Origin of the sequence: Streptomyces sp. NPDC020742 (assembly GCF_040641675.1) — a bacterium.
GTDB lineage: Bacteria > Actinomycetota > Actinomycetes > Streptomycetales > Streptomycetaceae > Streptomyces.
In genome coordinates, this window is the sequence record NZ_JBFAEA010000021.1 from 101,009 (window position 1) to 117,325 (window position 16,317).

At 73.4% G+C, this 16,317-nt stretch carries 14 protein-coding genes and 2 pseudogenes; 10 read left to right on the top strand and 6 right to left on the bottom strand.

The features are described from left to right. The first annotated feature begins 64 nt into the window (after positions 1–64). The 5 genes and pseudogenes from gcvH to AB0G84_RS28300 all read left to right on the top strand — a co-directional run. Positions 65–442, top strand: a complete 378-nt coding sequence (gene gcvH, locus AB0G84_RS28280) for a glycine cleavage system protein GcvH (RefSeq protein ID WP_361326624.1) — start codon at positions 65–67, stop codon at positions 440–442. Positions 443–511: 69 nt separating this feature from the next. Further along, on the top strand, positions 512–1,771 hold the full coding sequence (glyA, locus tag AB0G84_RS28285; RefSeq protein ID WP_361326627.1) for a serine hydroxymethyltransferase: 1,260 nt from the start codon (positions 512–514) through the stop codon (positions 1,769–1,771). A gap of 237 nt (positions 1,772–2,008) precedes the next feature. Continuing rightward, a complete protein-coding gene (locus tag AB0G84_RS28290) occupies positions 2,009–3,661 on the top strand; it encodes an APC family permease (RefSeq protein ID WP_361326630.1) in 1,653 nt (550 codons plus the stop codon). A 103-nt stretch (positions 3,662–3,764) separates the two neighbouring features. After that, entirely contained in the window at positions 3,765–5,147 is a 1,383-nt protein-coding gene (locus AB0G84_RS28295; protein ID WP_361326633.1) for an L-serine ammonia-lyase, read from the top strand. A 125-nt stretch (positions 5,148–5,272) separates the two neighbouring features. After that, positions 5,273–5,377: pseudogene (locus AB0G84_RS28300) on the top strand (DNA-binding protein); the annotation flags it as partial. 124 nt (positions 5,378–5,501) lie between these two features. On the opposite strand, the gene AB0G84_RS28305 reads toward AB0G84_RS28300, so the two are convergent. The 4 genes and pseudogenes from AB0G84_RS28305 to AB0G84_RS28320 all read right to left on the bottom strand — a co-directional run. Then, on the bottom strand, positions 5,502–5,825 hold the full coding sequence (locus tag AB0G84_RS28305) for a hypothetical protein (RefSeq protein WP_361326636.1): 324 nt from the start codon (positions 5,823–5,825) through the stop codon (positions 5,502–5,504). A 350-nt stretch (positions 5,826–6,175) separates the two neighbouring features. Then, the gene (locus AB0G84_RS28310) at positions 6,176–6,946 is read right to left on the bottom strand and encodes a phosphatase PAP2 family protein (RefSeq protein WP_361326639.1); all 771 of its coding nucleotides are present in this window, start codon (positions 6,944–6,946) and stop codon (positions 6,176–6,178) included. Beyond that, on the bottom strand, positions 6,943–7,548 hold the full coding sequence (locus tag AB0G84_RS28315) for a phosphatase PAP2 family protein (RefSeq protein WP_361326642.1): 606 nt from the start codon (positions 7,546–7,548) through the stop codon (positions 6,943–6,945). Before AB0G84_RS28315 ends, AB0G84_RS28310 begins: the two co-directional genes overlap by 4 nt. Positions 7,549–8,053: 505 nt before the next feature. Next, positions 8,054–8,677, bottom strand: a pseudogene (locus tag AB0G84_RS28320) (DedA family protein); the annotation flags it as partial. A gap of 153 nt (positions 8,678–8,830) precedes the next feature. Here AB0G84_RS28320 and AB0G84_RS28325 point away from each other — a divergent pair. Then, complete coding sequence (locus tag AB0G84_RS28325; protein WP_361326645.1) at positions 8,831–9,259, top strand: BlaI/MecI/CopY family transcriptional regulator; 429 nt, start codon at positions 8,831–8,833, stop codon at positions 9,257–9,259. Next, a complete protein-coding gene (locus tag AB0G84_RS28330) occupies positions 9,256–10,218 on the top strand; it encodes a M56 family metallopeptidase (protein ID WP_361326648.1) in 963 nt (320 codons plus the stop codon). The genes AB0G84_RS28325 and AB0G84_RS28330 overlap by 4 nt, the downstream gene beginning before the upstream one ends. 217 nt (positions 10,219–10,435) lie before the next feature. Here the strand turns inward: AB0G84_RS28330 and AB0G84_RS28335 are convergent, their stop codons facing one another. Further along, the gene (locus tag AB0G84_RS28335) at positions 10,436–11,965 is read right to left on the bottom strand and encodes a HAMP domain-containing sensor histidine kinase (protein WP_361326651.1); all 1,530 of its coding nucleotides are present in this window, start codon (positions 11,963–11,965) and stop codon (positions 10,436–10,438) included. 1 nt (position 11,966) lies between these two features. Continuing rightward, entirely contained in the window at positions 11,967–12,725 is a 759-nt protein-coding gene (locus AB0G84_RS28340; protein WP_361326654.1) for a response regulator transcription factor, read from the bottom strand. A 237-nt stretch (positions 12,726–12,962) separates the two neighbouring features. Here AB0G84_RS28340 and AB0G84_RS28345 point away from each other — a divergent pair, with 237 nt between their 5' ends. From AB0G84_RS28345 to nadE, 3 genes are all read left to right on the top strand, one after another. Next, positions 12,963–14,183, top strand: a complete 1,221-nt coding sequence (locus AB0G84_RS28345) for a glycosyltransferase family 4 protein (RefSeq protein ID WP_361326657.1) — start codon at positions 12,963–12,965, stop codon at positions 14,181–14,183. A 477-nt stretch (positions 14,184–14,660) separates the two neighbouring features. Then, positions 14,661–15,215: a GH25 family lysozyme gene (locus AB0G84_RS28350; protein ID WP_361326660.1), complete on the top strand. Its 555-nt coding sequence runs from the start codon at positions 14,661–14,663 to the stop codon at positions 15,213–15,215. A 191-nt stretch (positions 15,216–15,406) separates the two neighbouring features. Continuing rightward, positions 15,407–16,237, top strand: coding sequence for an ammonia-dependent NAD(+) synthetase (gene nadE, locus AB0G84_RS28355; protein ID WP_361326663.1), 831 nt, complete (start codon positions 15,407–15,409; stop codon positions 16,235–16,237). The last annotated feature ends 80 nt before the right edge of the window (positions 16,238–16,317 follow it).

A 16,317-nucleotide genomic window follows, 5' to 3' on the forward strand; every position in this document is an offset into this window, starting at 1 on the left:
GAGTCTGCCGTCCGGGAGACGGCCCCCTTCACGACCACACCCTCGCGTACAGGAGAATCGAGCCATGAGCAACCCCCAGCAGCTGCGCTACAGCAAGGAGCACGAGTGGCTGTCGGGCGCCGAGGACGGCGTCTCGACGGTCGGCATCACCGAGCACGCGGCCAACGCGCTCGGCGACGTCGTCTTCGTGCAGCTCCCTGAGGTCGGCTCCACGATCACGGCGGGCGAGTCCTGCGGTGAGCTGGAGTCGACGAAGTCGGTCAGCGACCTCTACTCGCCCGTCGACGGCGAGATCGTCGAGATCAACGAGGAGGTCGTCGCCGACCCCTCGCTGGTGAACTCCGCCCCGTTCGAGGGCGGTTGGCTGTTCAAGGTGAAGATCAGCGGTGAGCCGGGCGAACTGCTCTCGGCCGACGAGTACGCCGCCTTCATCCAGAGCTGAGCTTCCCGCCACCCGACCTCCCCCGGAAGGCGCTCGCCCCGCGCCGGCCTCTTTCCCTAGGACAGACTCATGTCGCTTCTCAACAGCTCCCTGCACGAGCTCGACCCCGACGTAGCCGCCGCCGTCGACGCCGAGCTGCACCGCCAGCAGTCCACCCTCGAAATGATCGCCTCGGAGAACTTCGCCCCCGTCGCGGTCATGGAGGCCCAGGGCTCCGTCCTGACCAACAAGTACGCCGAGGGCTACCCCGGCCGCCGCTACTACGGCGGCTGTGAGCACGTCGACGTCGTCGAGCAGATCGCCATCGACCGGATCAAGGCGCTGTTCGGCGCCGAGGCCGCCAACGTCCAGCCGCACTCCGGTGCGCAGGCCAACGCCGCCGCGATGTTCGCCCTGATCAAGCCGGGCGACACCATCCTGGGTCTCAACCTCGCCCACGGCGGGCACCTGACCCACGGCATGAAGATCAACTTCAGCGGCAAGCTCTACAACGTGGTGCCCTACCACGTCGACGAGAAGACCAACCTGGTCGACATGGAGGAGGTCGAGCGCCTCGCCAAGGAGCACCGCCCCAAGCTGATCGTGGCCGGCTGGTCGGCCTACCCCCGCCAGCTCGACTTCGCCGCGTTCCGCCGGATCGCCGACGAGGTCGGCGCGTACCTGATGGTCGACATGGCGCACTTCGCCGGCCTGGTCGCCGCGGGGCTGCACCCCAACCCGGTCCCGCACGCCCACGTGGTCACCACCACCACGCACAAGACCCTGGGCGGCCCGCGCGGCGGTGTGATCCTGTCCACCCAGGAGCTCGCCAAGAAGATCAACTCCGCGGTCTTCCCTGGCCAGCAGGGCGGTCCCCTGGAGCACGTGATCGCGGCCAAGGCGGTCTCGTTCAAGGTCGCCGCCTCCGAGGACTTCAAGGAGCGCCAGCAGCGCACCCTTGAGGGCGCCCGGATCCTCGCCGAGCGCCTGGTGCAGGACGACGTCAAGCAGCACGGCGTCTCGGTCCTGTCCGGCGGCACCGACGTCCACCTCGTCCTGGTCGACCTGCGCGACAGCGCGCTGGACGGCCAGCAGGCCGAGGACCTTCTGCACGAGGTCGGCATCACCGTCAACCGCAACGCGATCCCGAACGACCCCCGGCCCCCGATGGTCACCTCGGGCCTGCGCATCGGCACCCCCGCGCTGGCCACCCGTGGCTTCCAGGCCGAGGACTTCCGCGAGGTCGCCGACATCATCGCCGAGGCCCTCAAGCCCGCCCCCGACACCGAGGCCCTCAAGGCCCGGGTCACCGCGCTCGCGGAGAAGTTCCCGCTGTACCCGTCGCTGTGACGCGTCTCATGCAGTGATCTCCCGGACCGCCCATCGGAGGCGGTCCGGGAGCGAACGGGCCGTGAGCCCGGGGCTGTTGGCCCCGGGCTCGCGGTCTGCAGGGGCCCTCCGAGCCGGTGTTCCGGCGGCTCGGCGGCGCTGACGGTGATTCGCCGGAAATAAGGTGGTCGCCGGCAGACGACAGACCCTTCGACGGCGAGGGGGCATGCGGCAACAGCAGGACGGACGACACTTCCCATGGACATGAGCGCGGGCGAGCGCAAGGGGCTCAGCCTCTTCGCCCTCATCATGATTGGCATCGGCTCGATCTTCGGCTCCGGCTGGCTCTTCGGCGCCGGCTCCGCCGCCCAGGTGGCGGGACCCGCGGCGCTGGTCGCCTGGGTGATCGGCGTGATCTTCATCGGCATGATCGCGATGTCGTACGCCGAGGTCGGCTCGGCATACCCGATCCCCGGCGGGATGGCCCGCTACGGGCACTTCTCGCACGGCCCGGTCCTGGGCTTCCTCACCGGCTGGGCGGTGTGGATCGCGACCGCCTCGCTGATCCCGATCGAGTCGATCGCGGCCACCCAGTACATGACGTCCTGGAGCTTCGGCTGGGCGAAGGGCCTGGTCGATCCGGCCACCCACCAGCTGACCCTCTCCGGCACGGCGGTGGCGCTGCTGTTGACCCTCGCGCTCTGGCTGACCTGCTACTGGTCGGTCCAGCTGCTGGCCCGCGCCAACACCGTGCTCACCCTGGTCAAGTTCGCCATCCCGGTGCTGGCGGTGCTCGCCCTGGTCGGCTCCGGCTTCCACACCTCGAACTTCACCGCGCACGGCGGCTTCGCCCCGTACGGCTGGCCGGCCGTGCTCACCGCCGTGACCACCTGCGGTGTGGTCTTCGCGTTCAACGGCTTCCAGGCCGTGGTCAACCTCGGCGGGGCCGCCAAGAACCCGGGCCGAGCCATCCCGCTCGCCCTGGTCGGCGCGCTGGCGCTGGGCCTGGTGATCTATCTGGCGCTGCAGATCTCGTACCTGGGGTCGGTGCCGCCCGAGCTGCTCGCGCGGTCCGGCGGCTGGCAGGGCGTGAACCTCAACTCGCCGTTCGCCGACCTGGCGGGGCTGCTGATGCTGCACTGGGTCGTCACCATGCTGCAGTTCGGCGCGTTCATCTCGCCGGCCGGCTCCAACATCGCCAATGTCGCCTCGGCCGCGTACATGGTCACCAACCTCGCCGAGACCGGGTTCTTCCCCCGGAAGCTGGCGGCCGTGCACCCCCGCTACGGCACCGCCCGCCCCGCAATGTGGCTCAACCTCGCCTTCTCCGTCCTGCTGCTGGTCACCGTCGGCCGCAGCTGGCAGGCGCTGGCCGGCGTGGTGTCGGCTGCCATGGTCATCTCGTACCTGATCGGCCCGATCGCGGTGGGGACGCTGCGGCGGACCCGCCCGGAGCTGCCCCGGCCCTTCCGGCTGCCGGCCGCCGGGGTGCTGTGCCCGGTCACCTTCGCCTTCGCCGCCTGCGCGCTGTACTGGTCGAAGTGGCCGGAGACCGGCAAGATCACCCTGCTGACGCTGGTGGCCGCCCCCGTTGCGGCGCTGGTGCTGTGGCGCCGCGGCGAGCGGCGACTGCTGCAGCAGTTCGCCCCGGCTTGGTGGATGATCCTCTTCCTGGTGTGGACGGCCGCGGTGTCCGCGCTGGGTGGCCCGGAGTTCGGCGGCCGGGGCGTCATCCCCAGCGGGCTGGACACCGTCCTGATCGCCGTCACCGCCCCGCTCTTCTACTTCTGGGCGGTGCGCTCCGGGGTCAAGGCCCATGAACGCGGCCTGACCGGCGCTCCGTCTCCCGCCGAAACCAGCCCGGAACCCACTGTTACCCCCGACGACGGCCGCCCGATGGCTTCCGTCTAAGGGCAGCACGCCGGGTCCGCGTTACGCTCGAAAACCGGCGCAGCATCTCCCCACACCCCCCAGCTCCACCGTCCACCACGAGCAGACAAGGGAGTCCGCCACCGTGGCCATCTCCGTCTTCGACCTCTTCTCCATCGGCATCGGCCCCTCCAGCTCCCACACGGTCGGCCCCATGCGTGCGGCCCGGATGTTCGTCGGACGCCTCAAGAAGGACGGCCTGCTCGCCCAGACCACCGCGGTCCGCGCCGAGCTGTTCGGCTCGCTGGGCGCCACCGGCCACGGCCACGGCACGCCGAAGGCCGTCCTCCTGGGCCTGGAGGGCCACTCCCCGCGCACCGTCGACGTCGAGACCGCCGACGACGAGGTCGAGCGCATCCGCACCACCAAGCGGCTGCGGCTGCTCGGGGCGGAGATAGGCACCGCCCACGAGATCGACTTCGACGAGGACAGCGAGCTGATCCTGCACCGTCGGCGTGCCCTGCCCTACCACGCCAACGGCATGACGCTCTTCGCCTACGACAGCGCCGGCGCCCCGCTGCTGGAGAAGACCTACTACTCGGTGGGCGGCGGCTTCGTCGTCGACGAGGACGCGGTGGGCGCGGACCGCATCGTGCTCGACGACACCGTCCTGAAGTACCCCTTCCGCACCGGCGACGAGCTGCTGCGGCTGTCCGAGCAGACCGGTCTGTCGATCTCCGCGCTGATGCTGGAGAACGAGAAGGCGTGGCGCACCGAGGACGAGATCCGCGCCGGTCTGCTGGAGATCTGGCAGGTCATGCAGGGCTGTGTCAGCCGCGGGCTGGCCCAGGAGGGGATCCTGCCGGGCGGACTGAAGGTGCGGCGCCGGGCCGCCAAGTCCGCCCGCGCCCTGCGCTCCGAGGGCGACGCGCCGGCCCGCGCCATGGAGTGGACGACCCTGTACGCGATGGCCGTCAACGAGGAGAACGCGGCCGGCGGTCGGGTGGTGACCGCCCCCACCAACGGTGCGGCCGGCATCATCCCGGCGGTCCTGCACTACTACCTCAACTTCGTGCCCGGCGCCGACGAGGACGGTGTGGTCCGCTTCCTGCTGGCCGCCGGCGCCATCGGCATGCTCTTCAAGGAGAACGCCTCCATCTCCGGCGCCGAGGTCGGCTGCCAGGGCGAGGTCGGCTCGGCCTGCTCCATGGCCGCCGGCGGCCTGGCCGAGGTGCTGGGCGGCTCCAGTGAGCAGGTGGAGAACGCCGCGGAGATCGGCATGGAGCACAACCTGGGCCTGACCTGCGACCCCGTCGGCGGCCTGGTGCAGATCCCGTGCATCGAGCGCAACGGCATGGCCGCGGTGAAGGCCGTCACCGCCGCCCGGATGGCGCTGCGCGGCGACGGCCGCCACCACGTCTCCCTCGACAAGGTCATCAAGACCATGAAGGACACCGGCGCCGACATGAGCGTCAAGTACAAGGAGACCGCCCGCGGCGGTCTCGCGGTGAACATCATCGAGTGCTGAGGCCGCACCCCGTTTACAGGCCCTGACCAGCGCTTTCATGCCTTTCGAGCGCTGGCCAGGGCCTGCCTCGTTTCCGCAGCAGAGGGTCTGTGAAACCTGGGGGTTCATCGGCACCCAATACCAAGAGTTTTACCGCACTCGCCTCGCCCGCCCCTGTGACCGTCCTGACGTCGGCCCCCGAGGACCTCCGCATGCTGTGCGGTGGCGGCGTCCGCGTCGTCAAGGTCTGAGTCTGCGAGGCCGCGCTCAAGGGAACGCGGGTACCCCTGGTCGACGGCGAACGTGCCGGACGGGCGCAGGGTGGGTTTCGGTGGGCAGGCCCGCGAGGCGGACCGGACCGGTGCCCGCCGGGTGCTATCGCCCGACCTCCCAGGCGAACGGCGGGAGTTCGCGGGCGCGGGAGTAGATCTCCAGGGCCTGGCCCGCGGGGACGAAGGGGTGCACACGGGCCCCGTCGAGGCCGGGCAGCAGGCGGGCGCAGTGCAGGACGCAGCCGGCGATCTCCCTGCCGTGCCGGTCGATGAGGGTGGCGGCGTCGTGCGGCCCCTCACAGGGCGCGGGGTCCTTGGCGGCGGCGGCCGGGCAGCGGACGGATCGGGCGGTGGCGGGTGCGGCGGTGTCCCCGGCGGCGATCCGGCGCGATTTCGAGGCGTCGAGCGAGTGGTTCATGTGGTTCATGCGCGTGTTCCCCCTGGTGGTGCGCGGTGGTTGTGGGTCGCTGGTGTGCGATCGGCGTCCGCAGTGGTTGGTGGTTGGTGATCGGTGTGCGCGGTGGTTGCGCTCGGTGGTGCCGGCGGCGCAGAGGCGTGCGGTCCCGGCGTCCAGGACAGTACTGCTCGGCCCGGGAGGCGTCCATGCGGCCTTGGGGAAGACCTGGTCCGATCGTCAGCTCTTCATGGGAATATGCGTCAAAAGGGGGCGTACGGCGCACGTAGAGGGCGCTCGCCGCGTGCGTGCGCCGTTGTGCCCGGCGCGGGGTTCCGCACGCCGCGGTGTCAGCACCGTACGGAGTCAGCGCAAGTGCCGCGTCAGCGCGGTGCGTCGCGTTCCGAGCCGGGGACGGCGTACGGCTCCAGGAGTCGCGCGAGGCTGAGTACGGCGGCGGCCAGCAACCAGCCAGCGAGGACGTCGCCGGCCCAGTGGACGCCCAGATAGACCCGGGTGAGGCCGACCGCGACGGCCCAGAGGGCGAGCACCGCGCAGCAGGTGCGGGTGACCGCCGGGCCGGCGCGCCGGGAGATGCCCCAGGCCAGGAGGCCGGCCGCGAGCGCCGAGGTGGTGGCGTGTCCGGACGGGAAGGCGTGGCCGGAGGCGCGGCCGGCCCAGTCGGCGAGCGGAGGGCGGGGACGGGCGAGCAGCTCCATCAGGCCGTAACGGACCGCCTGGCCGACCGCGAGCACGGCCACGGTGCAGAGCACCGCGCGGATCCGCCCCAAGGTGCCGCGCCCGGCCAGCAGGCCCGCGAGGACCGCCATCAGGTACGGGATCAGGCCGGTCCCGGTGGCCGTGAGCGCGCGGGCCGCCGAGCCCAGCGGTTCCTGACGGTGCGCCAAAGACCAGTGCAGGGCGGCCCGTTCGGGGGCGAGCGGGACGCCGTGCCGTACGGAGACGGTGACCGCGGCGGCGGTGAGGAGCAGGGTGCACACCGCGGCGAGGGCCAGTAGAGAGCGGGCGGCGGGGCGCGGGCAGGGGCGGGGGCCGCGGTGGACCGGCTGCGGAGGGCTCCCTTGGCGCCGCCCCGCCTCCGGCCCGGGTTCCCGCTCCGGCTCCGGGCCCGGGTCCCGTTCGTCGCCGGTCATCGTGCGGCCACCAGAGGGCGCAGGCGGGTGGCGCGGATCCGGTCGACGGCGGGTGCCGCTCGGCCGGCCAGCGGGGTGAGCCCGTAAGCGATGAGCGCACCGGTCAGCAGGCCGGCGACGACATCGTGCGGATAGTGCGCCCCGATCCAGATGCGCGAGGCGGCCATCAGCAGTGCGGCCGGCACCGCGATCCGGCCGAGCTGCCGGTCGCACAGGAGGAGGGCGACCGCGGCGGCCGCGGCTATGGCGGCGTGGTTGCTGGGGAAGGACCAGTCGCCGGGCCCGGGGCAGGCCTCGACGGTGAACACGGACAGCGTCCGGCAGGGCCGCTGCTCGGCGAAGAGGCTCTTGACGAGGTCGTTGAGCAGGTAGGCGGCGATCACCACGACGGGCAGGGCCAGCGCCCGCGCCATGGCGTCCGGGCCACGGTGCCGGGCCCGCCACCAGGCGACCAGCATCAGGGCGGCGAAGAGGGCGAGCCCGTAGTCGCTGAAGTACGCGATGAGGGTGTCCAGGCCGTGGGGGGTGTCCCGGGCGAGGACGGTGATGCGGGTGTAGGCCCCGCCGTCGATCGAGGCTCCGCCGAAGGCGAGGTGGTTCACGGGGTGCTCCTTGGCGGTGGGCGGTGCGGATGCACTGGGCGGTGGGAAGTGCGGGTCCGGTGCGCAGTGGGAAGTGCGGGTCCGGTGCGCGGTGGGAAGTGCGGGTCCGGTGGGCTGTGCGGTCCGGTGCGCAGTGCGGTCCGGTGCACGGTGCCGGTACGGCGTGCGACGCAGGTGCGGATCCGGTGGACGCGTGCGGGCCGGCTGCGGTGGGCGGCGTGCAGCGCGGTGCGGGTCAACGGCCCGGCGGCGCCGGCCTATCGGTGCCCGTCGGGGCCGGCCTATCGGTGCCGGTCGGGGCTGGGGTGTCGGTGCCGGTCGAGGCCGGCGTATCGGTGCCGGTCGGCGCCGGCGTATCGGTGCCGGTCGGGGCTGGGGTGTCGGTGCCGGTCGGGGCCGGCGTATCGGTGCCGGTCGGGGCCGGGGTGTCGGTGCCGGTCGGGGCCGGCGTATCGGTGCCGGTCGGGGCCGGGGTGTCGGTGCCGGTTGGGGCCGGGGTCGGGCTGCGGCGGGAGCGGAGGACTTCGAGGGCGAGCGGGGTCAGCGAGACCAGCACCACGAGGGCGACCAGCGGCAGCAGATAGCGATCGACGTTCGGCACGGAGGAGCCGAGGGCGTAGCCGGCGAGGGTGAGGCCGAGCGTCCAGACCAGGCCGCCGGTGATCTGCCAGCGGGTGAAGGTGCGGACGGGCACGTTCAGCGCGCCGGCCAGCGGGTTGAGAACGGTGCGCACCACGGGTACGAAACGGGCGAGGACGATGGCCTTGGCGTGGCCGTAGCGGGCCAGGTACTCCTCGGCGCGGGCGGCACCCTCGTGCAGCCTGCGGGCGCGGCTGCGGGCGAGCAGGCCGCGCCCGCCGCGCCGGCCGATCCAGTAGCCGGTCTGCGAACCGGCCAGGGTGCCGGCCGCCGCCGCGGCCAGGACCTGCGGCAGGGCCAGGTGGACGGCGCCGCCGGCGCCGGGGGCGCACAGCAGTCCGGCGGTGAAGAGTAGGGAGTCACCGGGCAGGAAGAAGCCGACCAGCAGTCCGGTCTCGGCGAAGAGGACGGCGGCGATGCCCAGGGCCCCGAAGGCCGCGAGCAGCGACCCGGCGTCGAGCGGGTTCACGGCCTGGCCGAGGCCCACCATCCCCCAGGTCACCTGCGCATATGCGGCGGCTGCGGCCATGTCGGTGAGCCCTCCCATAATGGGTTGCGGGCCTGCCGGGCGGCCGGCCCGACCGACTACAGTCACGTAGACGGTCTACGGAACTGTAGACGACGAACCGCCGGAGGGCGTTCCATGTCGGAGAGATCACCCGTGCAGCGGCGCCCCTCGGGCGAGCTGGAGGCCGGCGTGCTCGCGGCGCTCTGGGCGGCGCAGGCGCCGCTGAGCCCCGCCGAGGTGCAGAGCGCGCTCGGCGGCCGGCTGGCGCGTACGACCGTCACGACGATCCTGACCCGGCTGCACGACAAGGGCGCGGTGTCCCGCTCCAGGGCGGGACGGGGCTTCGTCTACTCCCCGATACAGGACTCCGCGGGGCTGACCGCCCGGCGGATGCGCAGCGAACTCGACAAGCAGGACGACCGGGGCACCGCCCTGGCCCGCTTCATCTCCCAGCTGACCCCCGAGGACGAGCAACTGCTGCGCTCCCTGCTGGAGGCGGCGGGCGACGACACGGCCGGGGCACCGGACGCCGACCCGCCGTCCGATCCGGAGGGCGCCCCATGATCATCGCCGTATGGATCCCGCTGCTGATGCCGCTGCTCGCGGTGCCGGCCGCGCGACGGCTGGCCGAGGCGCTGCCGCCGCGGGCCGCGGCCTGGCTGCTGACCGGCTGCGCCGCCCTACTGGCCGGCTGCACCACCGCGGCGCTCGGGCTGCTGGTGGCCGCCGGGGCGCTGCGGCTGCCGCCGGTGGCCGCGCTGGGGCACCTCTCGCTCCCCCTGCTCGGCGACGACCCGGCCGTCTCGGTCCCCGCCGCGGCGGTGGCCGGCGCCCTGCTCACCGCCTGTGCGGTGGCCGTGGTGCGCCGCACCGGCCGGCACCACGCCGAGCTGCGCCGGGCCCGTCGCAGCACCGCGGCCCACCCCGTCTCCGGCGATCTGTGCGTGCTGCCCGACCCCGCACCCGACGCCTACGCCCTGCCCGGCCGGCCGGGCCGGGTGGTGGTCACGGCCGGGATGCTCCGGGCGCTGCCGGCTGCCGAGCGGGAGGCCCTGCTGGCGCATGAGCGGGCCCATCTGGCGGGCCGCCACCACCTCTTCCTGCTCACCGCCGCCCTGGCCGCGGCCTGCCATCCGCTGCTCCGCGCGTTGCGTGCACCGCTGGCGTACGCCCTGGAGCGCTGGGCCGACGAGGTAGCCGCGGCCCGGGTGGGCGACCGGACGGTCACCGCCCGCGCCATCGGCCGCGCCGCGCTGGCCGCCCGCCCGGATGCCCCGGCTCCGCCCCGTCCCGCCGCGGTGCTCGGCGCGACCGCCGGTCCGGTGCCCCGCCGGGTCGCGGCGCTGCTCACCCCCGAGCGGGCGGCCGAACACGCCCCGGCACACCGCGGCTTCCGCGGCCGCCGGCTGGTCGCCGCGGCCCTGCTCGCCTGTGTCGGCTTCTCCGCGGCCTCGGCCCTGGACGCTGCAGCGGATCTGCACCAGACGGTGGAGGTGGCCCAGGGCGAGGCGGCGGCGCACTGAACGGGCACCCGCCCGGCATCGGCGGGGCGGAGGTCGCGTTGCCGGAGGGGACGGGCGCCGGGTTGCCGGAGGGGACGGACGTCGACCGGTGCCGCGGGGTCCGCACTGCCGGCCGGGCGGGGGCCAGGCCCAGCGCCGCTCAGCCTGCCCTACGCCCGGCGCCGCCCAGCCAGCCCTACACCCGCCGCCGCCCAGCCAGCCCTACACCCGCCGCCGGTCAGCCGAGCCGACGCTCGGTGTCGTCCCCGGGGCCCGTTGCCAGGGGCTTGCCCCGGCCCACGGTGAAGCCCAGGGTGGCGCCGCCGCCCGGGCGGTGGGCGGCGAAGGCGTGCCCGCCGTGCGCGGTGGCGATCTCCCGGACGATGGCCAGGCCGAGGCCGGAACCGGGCAGGCCCCGTGCGGCCGGTGCCCGGTAGAAGCGGTCGAAGACCCGGGTCAGGTCGGCCTCCGCGATGCCGGGGCCGCGGTCGAGGACCTCGATGCGGACGCCGGTGACCAGCACCTCGATCGGTTCGGTGCCGCCCGCGTCGAACTTGGCCGCGTTCTCCAGCAGATTGTTCAGCGCCCGGTTCAGCGCGGCGGGGCGGCCCTCGACGACCGCCGGGCGGACGTTCGTCACGGTGATCTCCCGGCCGGTGCGGCGGCGGGCCGACGCGGCCGCCTTCTCCGCCACCTCGGCCAGGCTCACCTCGGCCAACGGGTCGTCGCCCTGCCCGGCCGCCAGCCCGACCAGCTCGTTGACCAGGTCGCTCAGCTCCCTGGCCTCGCCGGCCAGGTCGGCGAGCAGCTCCTCGCGGGCCTCCGGCGGCAGCTCGTCGAACCGCTTGAGCAGCGAGATGTTCGTCCGCAGCGAGGTCAGCGGGGTGCGCAGCTCATGGCCGGCGTCCTGGACGAGCCGCTGCTGGTCCTGGACGGCGCTGGCCAGCCGCCCCAGCATGTCGTCGAAGGCCCGTCCCAGCCGGGCCACCTCGTCCCGGCCCGCCACCGGCACCGGTACGTCCAGCCGCCCGTGCTCGGCCACGCTCTCGGCGACCGAGGTCAGCCGCACCAACCGGCCGGTGATCCGGCGCGCCAGCCACCAGCCGGCCCCACCGGACAGCGCGATGACCGCGGCGGCGAGCAGGGCGGTGCGCTGCTGGAGCGCGGAGAGCAGGTCCTCGGTCTCGCTGAACTTCTGGGCGACCTGGACCGCCCCGCGCCCGCCGCCGAGCGCGACGGTCGCGACGTGGTACTCCTCGTCGCCGACGTCCGCCTCGCGCTCGATGTGGTGGCCGGCCTGCCGGGCGGTGGCGATCCGGCGCTCCTCGGGCCCGGCGGGCAGCGCCGGCCGCCCGGCCTCCACGACCCGGCCGCCGGCACCCAGGATCTGCACGTCCGTACGGGTGGGCCGGGTGAGGTCGTCGCGCGGCCCGTCGTGGTCGGGGTCGGAGCTCGCATAGTCGGCGGGCTGGAACGGCTTCTCCTGCACCTGGGTCCGCAGATCGCGGACCACCTGGGAGAACACCGACTTCTCATCCACCCGCACCAGCCGGGCCGCCGCGTCGTAGCTGAGGAAGCCGACGAGCACGGTCACCGCCGCGGCCCCCACCGCGAACGCCACCGCGAAGGCGGTGCGCAGACTGGCGGGCCTGCGGGTGCGCAGCCAGGCGGCCCGGCCGCCGCGCCACCAGGCACGTATCCGGGCGCGGAGCCGGGAGCGCAGCCGGCGGCGCCCGGCGGCTGCGCTGCGGCCACCCGGCCCGGTCACCTCAGTCCTCCCGCAGGACGTAGCCGACGCCCCGGACGGTGTGGATCAGCGGCCGGCTGCCCGGCACATCGACCTTGCGCCGCAGATAGCCCACGTAGACGGCGAGGTTCTTCGAGCCGGGCCCGAAGTCATAGCCCCAGATCCGGTCATAGATCGTGGAGTGGTCCAGGACGATCCCGGCATTACGGGCGAGCAGCTCCAGCAGTTCGAACTCGGTCCGGGTCAGCTCCAGCTCGCGCTCACCGCGCCAGGCCCGGCGCGAGGGGCCGTCGATCCGCAGGTCGGCGGCCTCAACCACACCGCTGTCGGCCAGCCGGGCGTCGTACCCGCCGGCCGTCTCCCCCGGCTCACCGGCGGCCTCGTTCCCGGGGCCGGACGTCATGGGCTCGCCCGCCCCGGTCCGCCGCAGCAGCGCCCGCAGCCGGGCGAAGACCTCCTCGACCTCGAACGGCTTGACCACGTAGTCGTCGGCCCCGGCGTCCAGGCCGGCGATCCGGTCGGCCGTCTCGACCCGGGCGGTCAGCATCAGGATCGGGGTGCGGTCCTGCTCGGCCCGCAGCACCTGGCACACCTGGAGCCCGTCGATGCCGGGCATCATCACGTCCAGCAGGATCACGTCCGGCCGCTCGCGGTGCGCGGCGGCCAGCGCCTGGATGCCGTCGGCGACGGCGGTGACCCGGTACCCCTCCAGGGTCAGGGCACGCTCCAGCGCGGTGCGGATGGGGCGGTCGTCCTCGGCCAGCAGTACGGAATGGGTCACCCGGCAAGTCTGCCAAGGTCATCTGGGGGCGGTGGCGGGCGGGCGGTCCGCCACCGGGTTTCTTACCCGGCTCTCACCCATGCTTCTTACCGGTCTCTCACCCGTACCACGCCCGCGGCTTACCCCTTACCGCCACGGTTGCCCCGTGCCGGACGGGCCGGTCACGGCACCCCCGCCACGGCGGCGGTCCCCGCCGGTCGGAACGACGGGCACACCTCGGGAAGAACACCACTCCGTATGAAGATCACCCTCCTGCTGCACAACGCCTACGCCATCGGCGGCACGGTTCGCACCACGTTCAACCTCGCGGCCGCGCTCGCCGACCGGCACGACGTCGAGATCGTCTCGATGATGCGCCACCGTGAGGTCCCGCGGTTCACGCCGGACCCCCGGGTGCGGCTGATCCCCCTGGTGGACACGCGGGTGGGCAGCGAGGACATGGCTCATCCGCTGTTCGCCGAGCCCGCCGAGGACTTCCCGCTCGCCGAGAAGCGGCACCACCAGTACAGCCGGCTGACCGACCTGCGCGCCGCGGAGTTCCTGCGCGGCACCGACGCCGACGTGCTGATCGGCACCCGGCCCGGCATCAACGTCTACCTGGCCCGCTTCGCCCCCCGGCAGACGCTGCGGATAGCCCAGGAGCACCTGCGCCACGACGCGCACGGCAAGCGGCTGCGCGCCGAACTCGCCCGGCACTACCGGACGCTGGACGCCCTGGTCACCACGACCGAGGCGGACGCCGCCGTCTACCGGGCGCGGATGCCGCTGCCGGGCGTACGGGTCCTGGCGGTGCCCAACATCGTGCCGGCGCCGGCCGGGCCGCCGTCCGAGGGCACCGCGAAGGTGATCGCCGCGGCCGGGCGGCTGGTCCGCGGCAAGCGCTTCGACCTGCTGATCGAGGCTTTCTCCGCGGTCGCCGCCAAGCACCCGGACTGGCGGCTGCGGATACACGGCGGCGGCGCGGAGCGCGAACGGCTCCAGGGGCTGATCGACGGACTCGGGCTGAACGAGCGGGCGGAGCTGACCGGTCCGCGGTCGCCGATCGAGGCGGAGTTCGCCAAGGCCTCGATCGTGGCATCGGCCTCGGACGCCGAGTCGTTCGGGATGACGCTCGTCGAGGCGATGCGCTGCCGGGTACCGGTCGTCAGCACCAACTGCCCGCTGGGCCCCGCCGAGATCATCGACGACGGCCGCAACGGGCTGCTCGTGCCGGCCGGCGACGGGCAGGCGCTCGCCGCCGGCCTGGTCGACCTGATCGAGGACCCCCACCGCCGCCAGAAGATGGCCGAGGCCGCGCTGGAGAGCGCACACCGCTACGACCCCGAGCCGATCGCCGAGCGCTACCGCCTGCTCTTCCAGGAGCTGCGCGCCACCCGCACCCGCCGCGCCTGGCAGCGCACCCTGGGCCGCGCCCGCTCCCGGGCCCGTCGACTGCTGCGGCGGGCGCTGCGGCGCTGACGAACGCCGTACGCCTCTGGGGGCGCGGGGCCGGTCCGGGCGACGGACCGGCCCCGCGCCGTTACGCCCGGCTGCCCCGCCCACCACCGTTCGCCCCGGCCCGCACCCCTTCACCCCGCTTCACCCCGTACGCCCCCGCCTCGCCCCCTGTCACCCCGTACCGCTTCTTCCCGCCCCCGCTGCCCCCGCCCGGACGCCAACAGCCCTGCACGGCAGGGAACTTCCCGACCGCTCTCTGGCGTCTCCGGTAATGAACATGCTGAACTGCGGGAACCACCCGGTACGCATCCCCTTCCACGGACACAGCGCACGTACGGAACACCCCCCACGGGCGGCACAGCAGAGGGGCCCGGAACGCGGGCACGGAACACGGACCCGCGCCGCCCCTCGCACACCGCCGGAACACCTCGCAACACGGTTGACGGTTCGAGCAGTTGGCGCTTCGAATCCGCAGGTCCGATCGGCAGGAGGCCGTTCATGCTGCACGGTGTCGATGTCAGTTCCTACAACACCTCGTACTCCGCCGAGGGGCTGGACTTCGTTTTCGTCAAGGCGACCGAAGGCCGCTCCTACATCAATCCGCACCAGAACGCACAGGCGGCAAAGGCCCGTAAGGCGGGCTGTGTGGTCGGCTTCTACCACTTCCTGTGGCCCGGGAACATCGCCGCCCAGGCCCGCTATTTCGTCGAGAAGTGCGCCTCGGTCCAGGGCGACATCCTGGCCTGCGACTGGGAGCGCACCGGCGAGGGCACCTATGCCAGCAATGCACAGAAGGACCAGTTCCTGGTCGAGGTGAAGAAGCTGCGGCCCACGCACCGCGTGATGCTCTACTGCAACCGCGAATTCTGGCTCAACCACGACACCACGTCCTATGCGGCCGACGGCCTGTGGATCGCCGACTACGTCACCGCCGGGCAGCCGCGGATCAAGGCGAAGTGGCGCATCCACCAGTACACCGACCGACCGCTGGACAAGGACGTCGCGGACTTCTCCAGCAAGGCCGCCCTGAAGAAATGGGCGCACCCGGCATAAGGTTTCCTACCGGCACGCGGTTCACCGTTTCCGGGAACCGTCCGCAGGCCCGCACCGCACCCTGCGTACGCACCCCGGAAACAACGCGTGACGACCACCGGAAAAGCATCCGGCCGCACACCGTGACAATTGCCGTGAAAGACGGCGCACGGCGCCGCGGACGGATCCCCAGAGAAACTGAAGGAGCAGCCGTGACCGACCCGGCGTCCAAGGCCCTGCAGCAGGAGATCGCCCGGGATCTCCAGGTGACCGCGTCCTTCGACGCCGAGCAGGAGATCGAGCGCCGGGTGGCCTTCCTCACAGCGCAGCTGACCTCCGCGGGGCTGCGCTCGCTGGTCCTCGGCATCAGCGGCGGCATCGACTCCACCACCACCGGCCGGCTCTGCCAGCTCGCCGTGGAGCGGGCCCGGGCCGCCGGGCACGAGGCGACGTTCTTCGCGATGCGGCTGCCGTACGGCGTCCAGGCGGACGAGAAGGACGCCCAGCGGGCGCTGGAATTCATCCGCGCCGACCAGGAGCTGACCGTCGACATCCGCCCGGCCAGCGACGCCGCGCTGCAGGCCGCGCTGGACGGCGGGCTGGCCTTCCGTGACGCACACCACCAGGACTTCGTCCAGGGCAACATCAAGGCGCGGCAGCGCATGATCGCCCAGTACGCGGTGGCCGGCGCGCACCAGGGCCTGGTCGTGGGCACCGACCACGCGGCCGAGGCGGTCTCCGGCTTCTTCACCAAGTTCGGCGACGGCGCGGCGGACGTGGTGCCGCTGACCGGGCTCACCAAGCGCCGGGTGCGCGCGGTGGGCGCGGTGCTGGGCGCCCCGCGGGAGCTCGTCGAGAAGGTGCCGACCGCCGACCTGGAGACCCTCGACCCGGGCAAGCCCGACGAGGACGCGCTCGGTGTGACCTACGACCAGATCGACGACTTCCTGGAGGGCGGGCCGGTCGACCCGGCCGCCGCCGAGGCGATCGTCCGCCGCTACCGCCTCACCGCCCACAAGCGGGCGCTGCCGGTCGCCCCGTGACCCCGCGCCGGGGGGGGGGGGGCGGCGGGGGGGCCGGCCCCCCCCCCCCGGGCCCCCCCCCCCCGACCCCCCCACGGGCA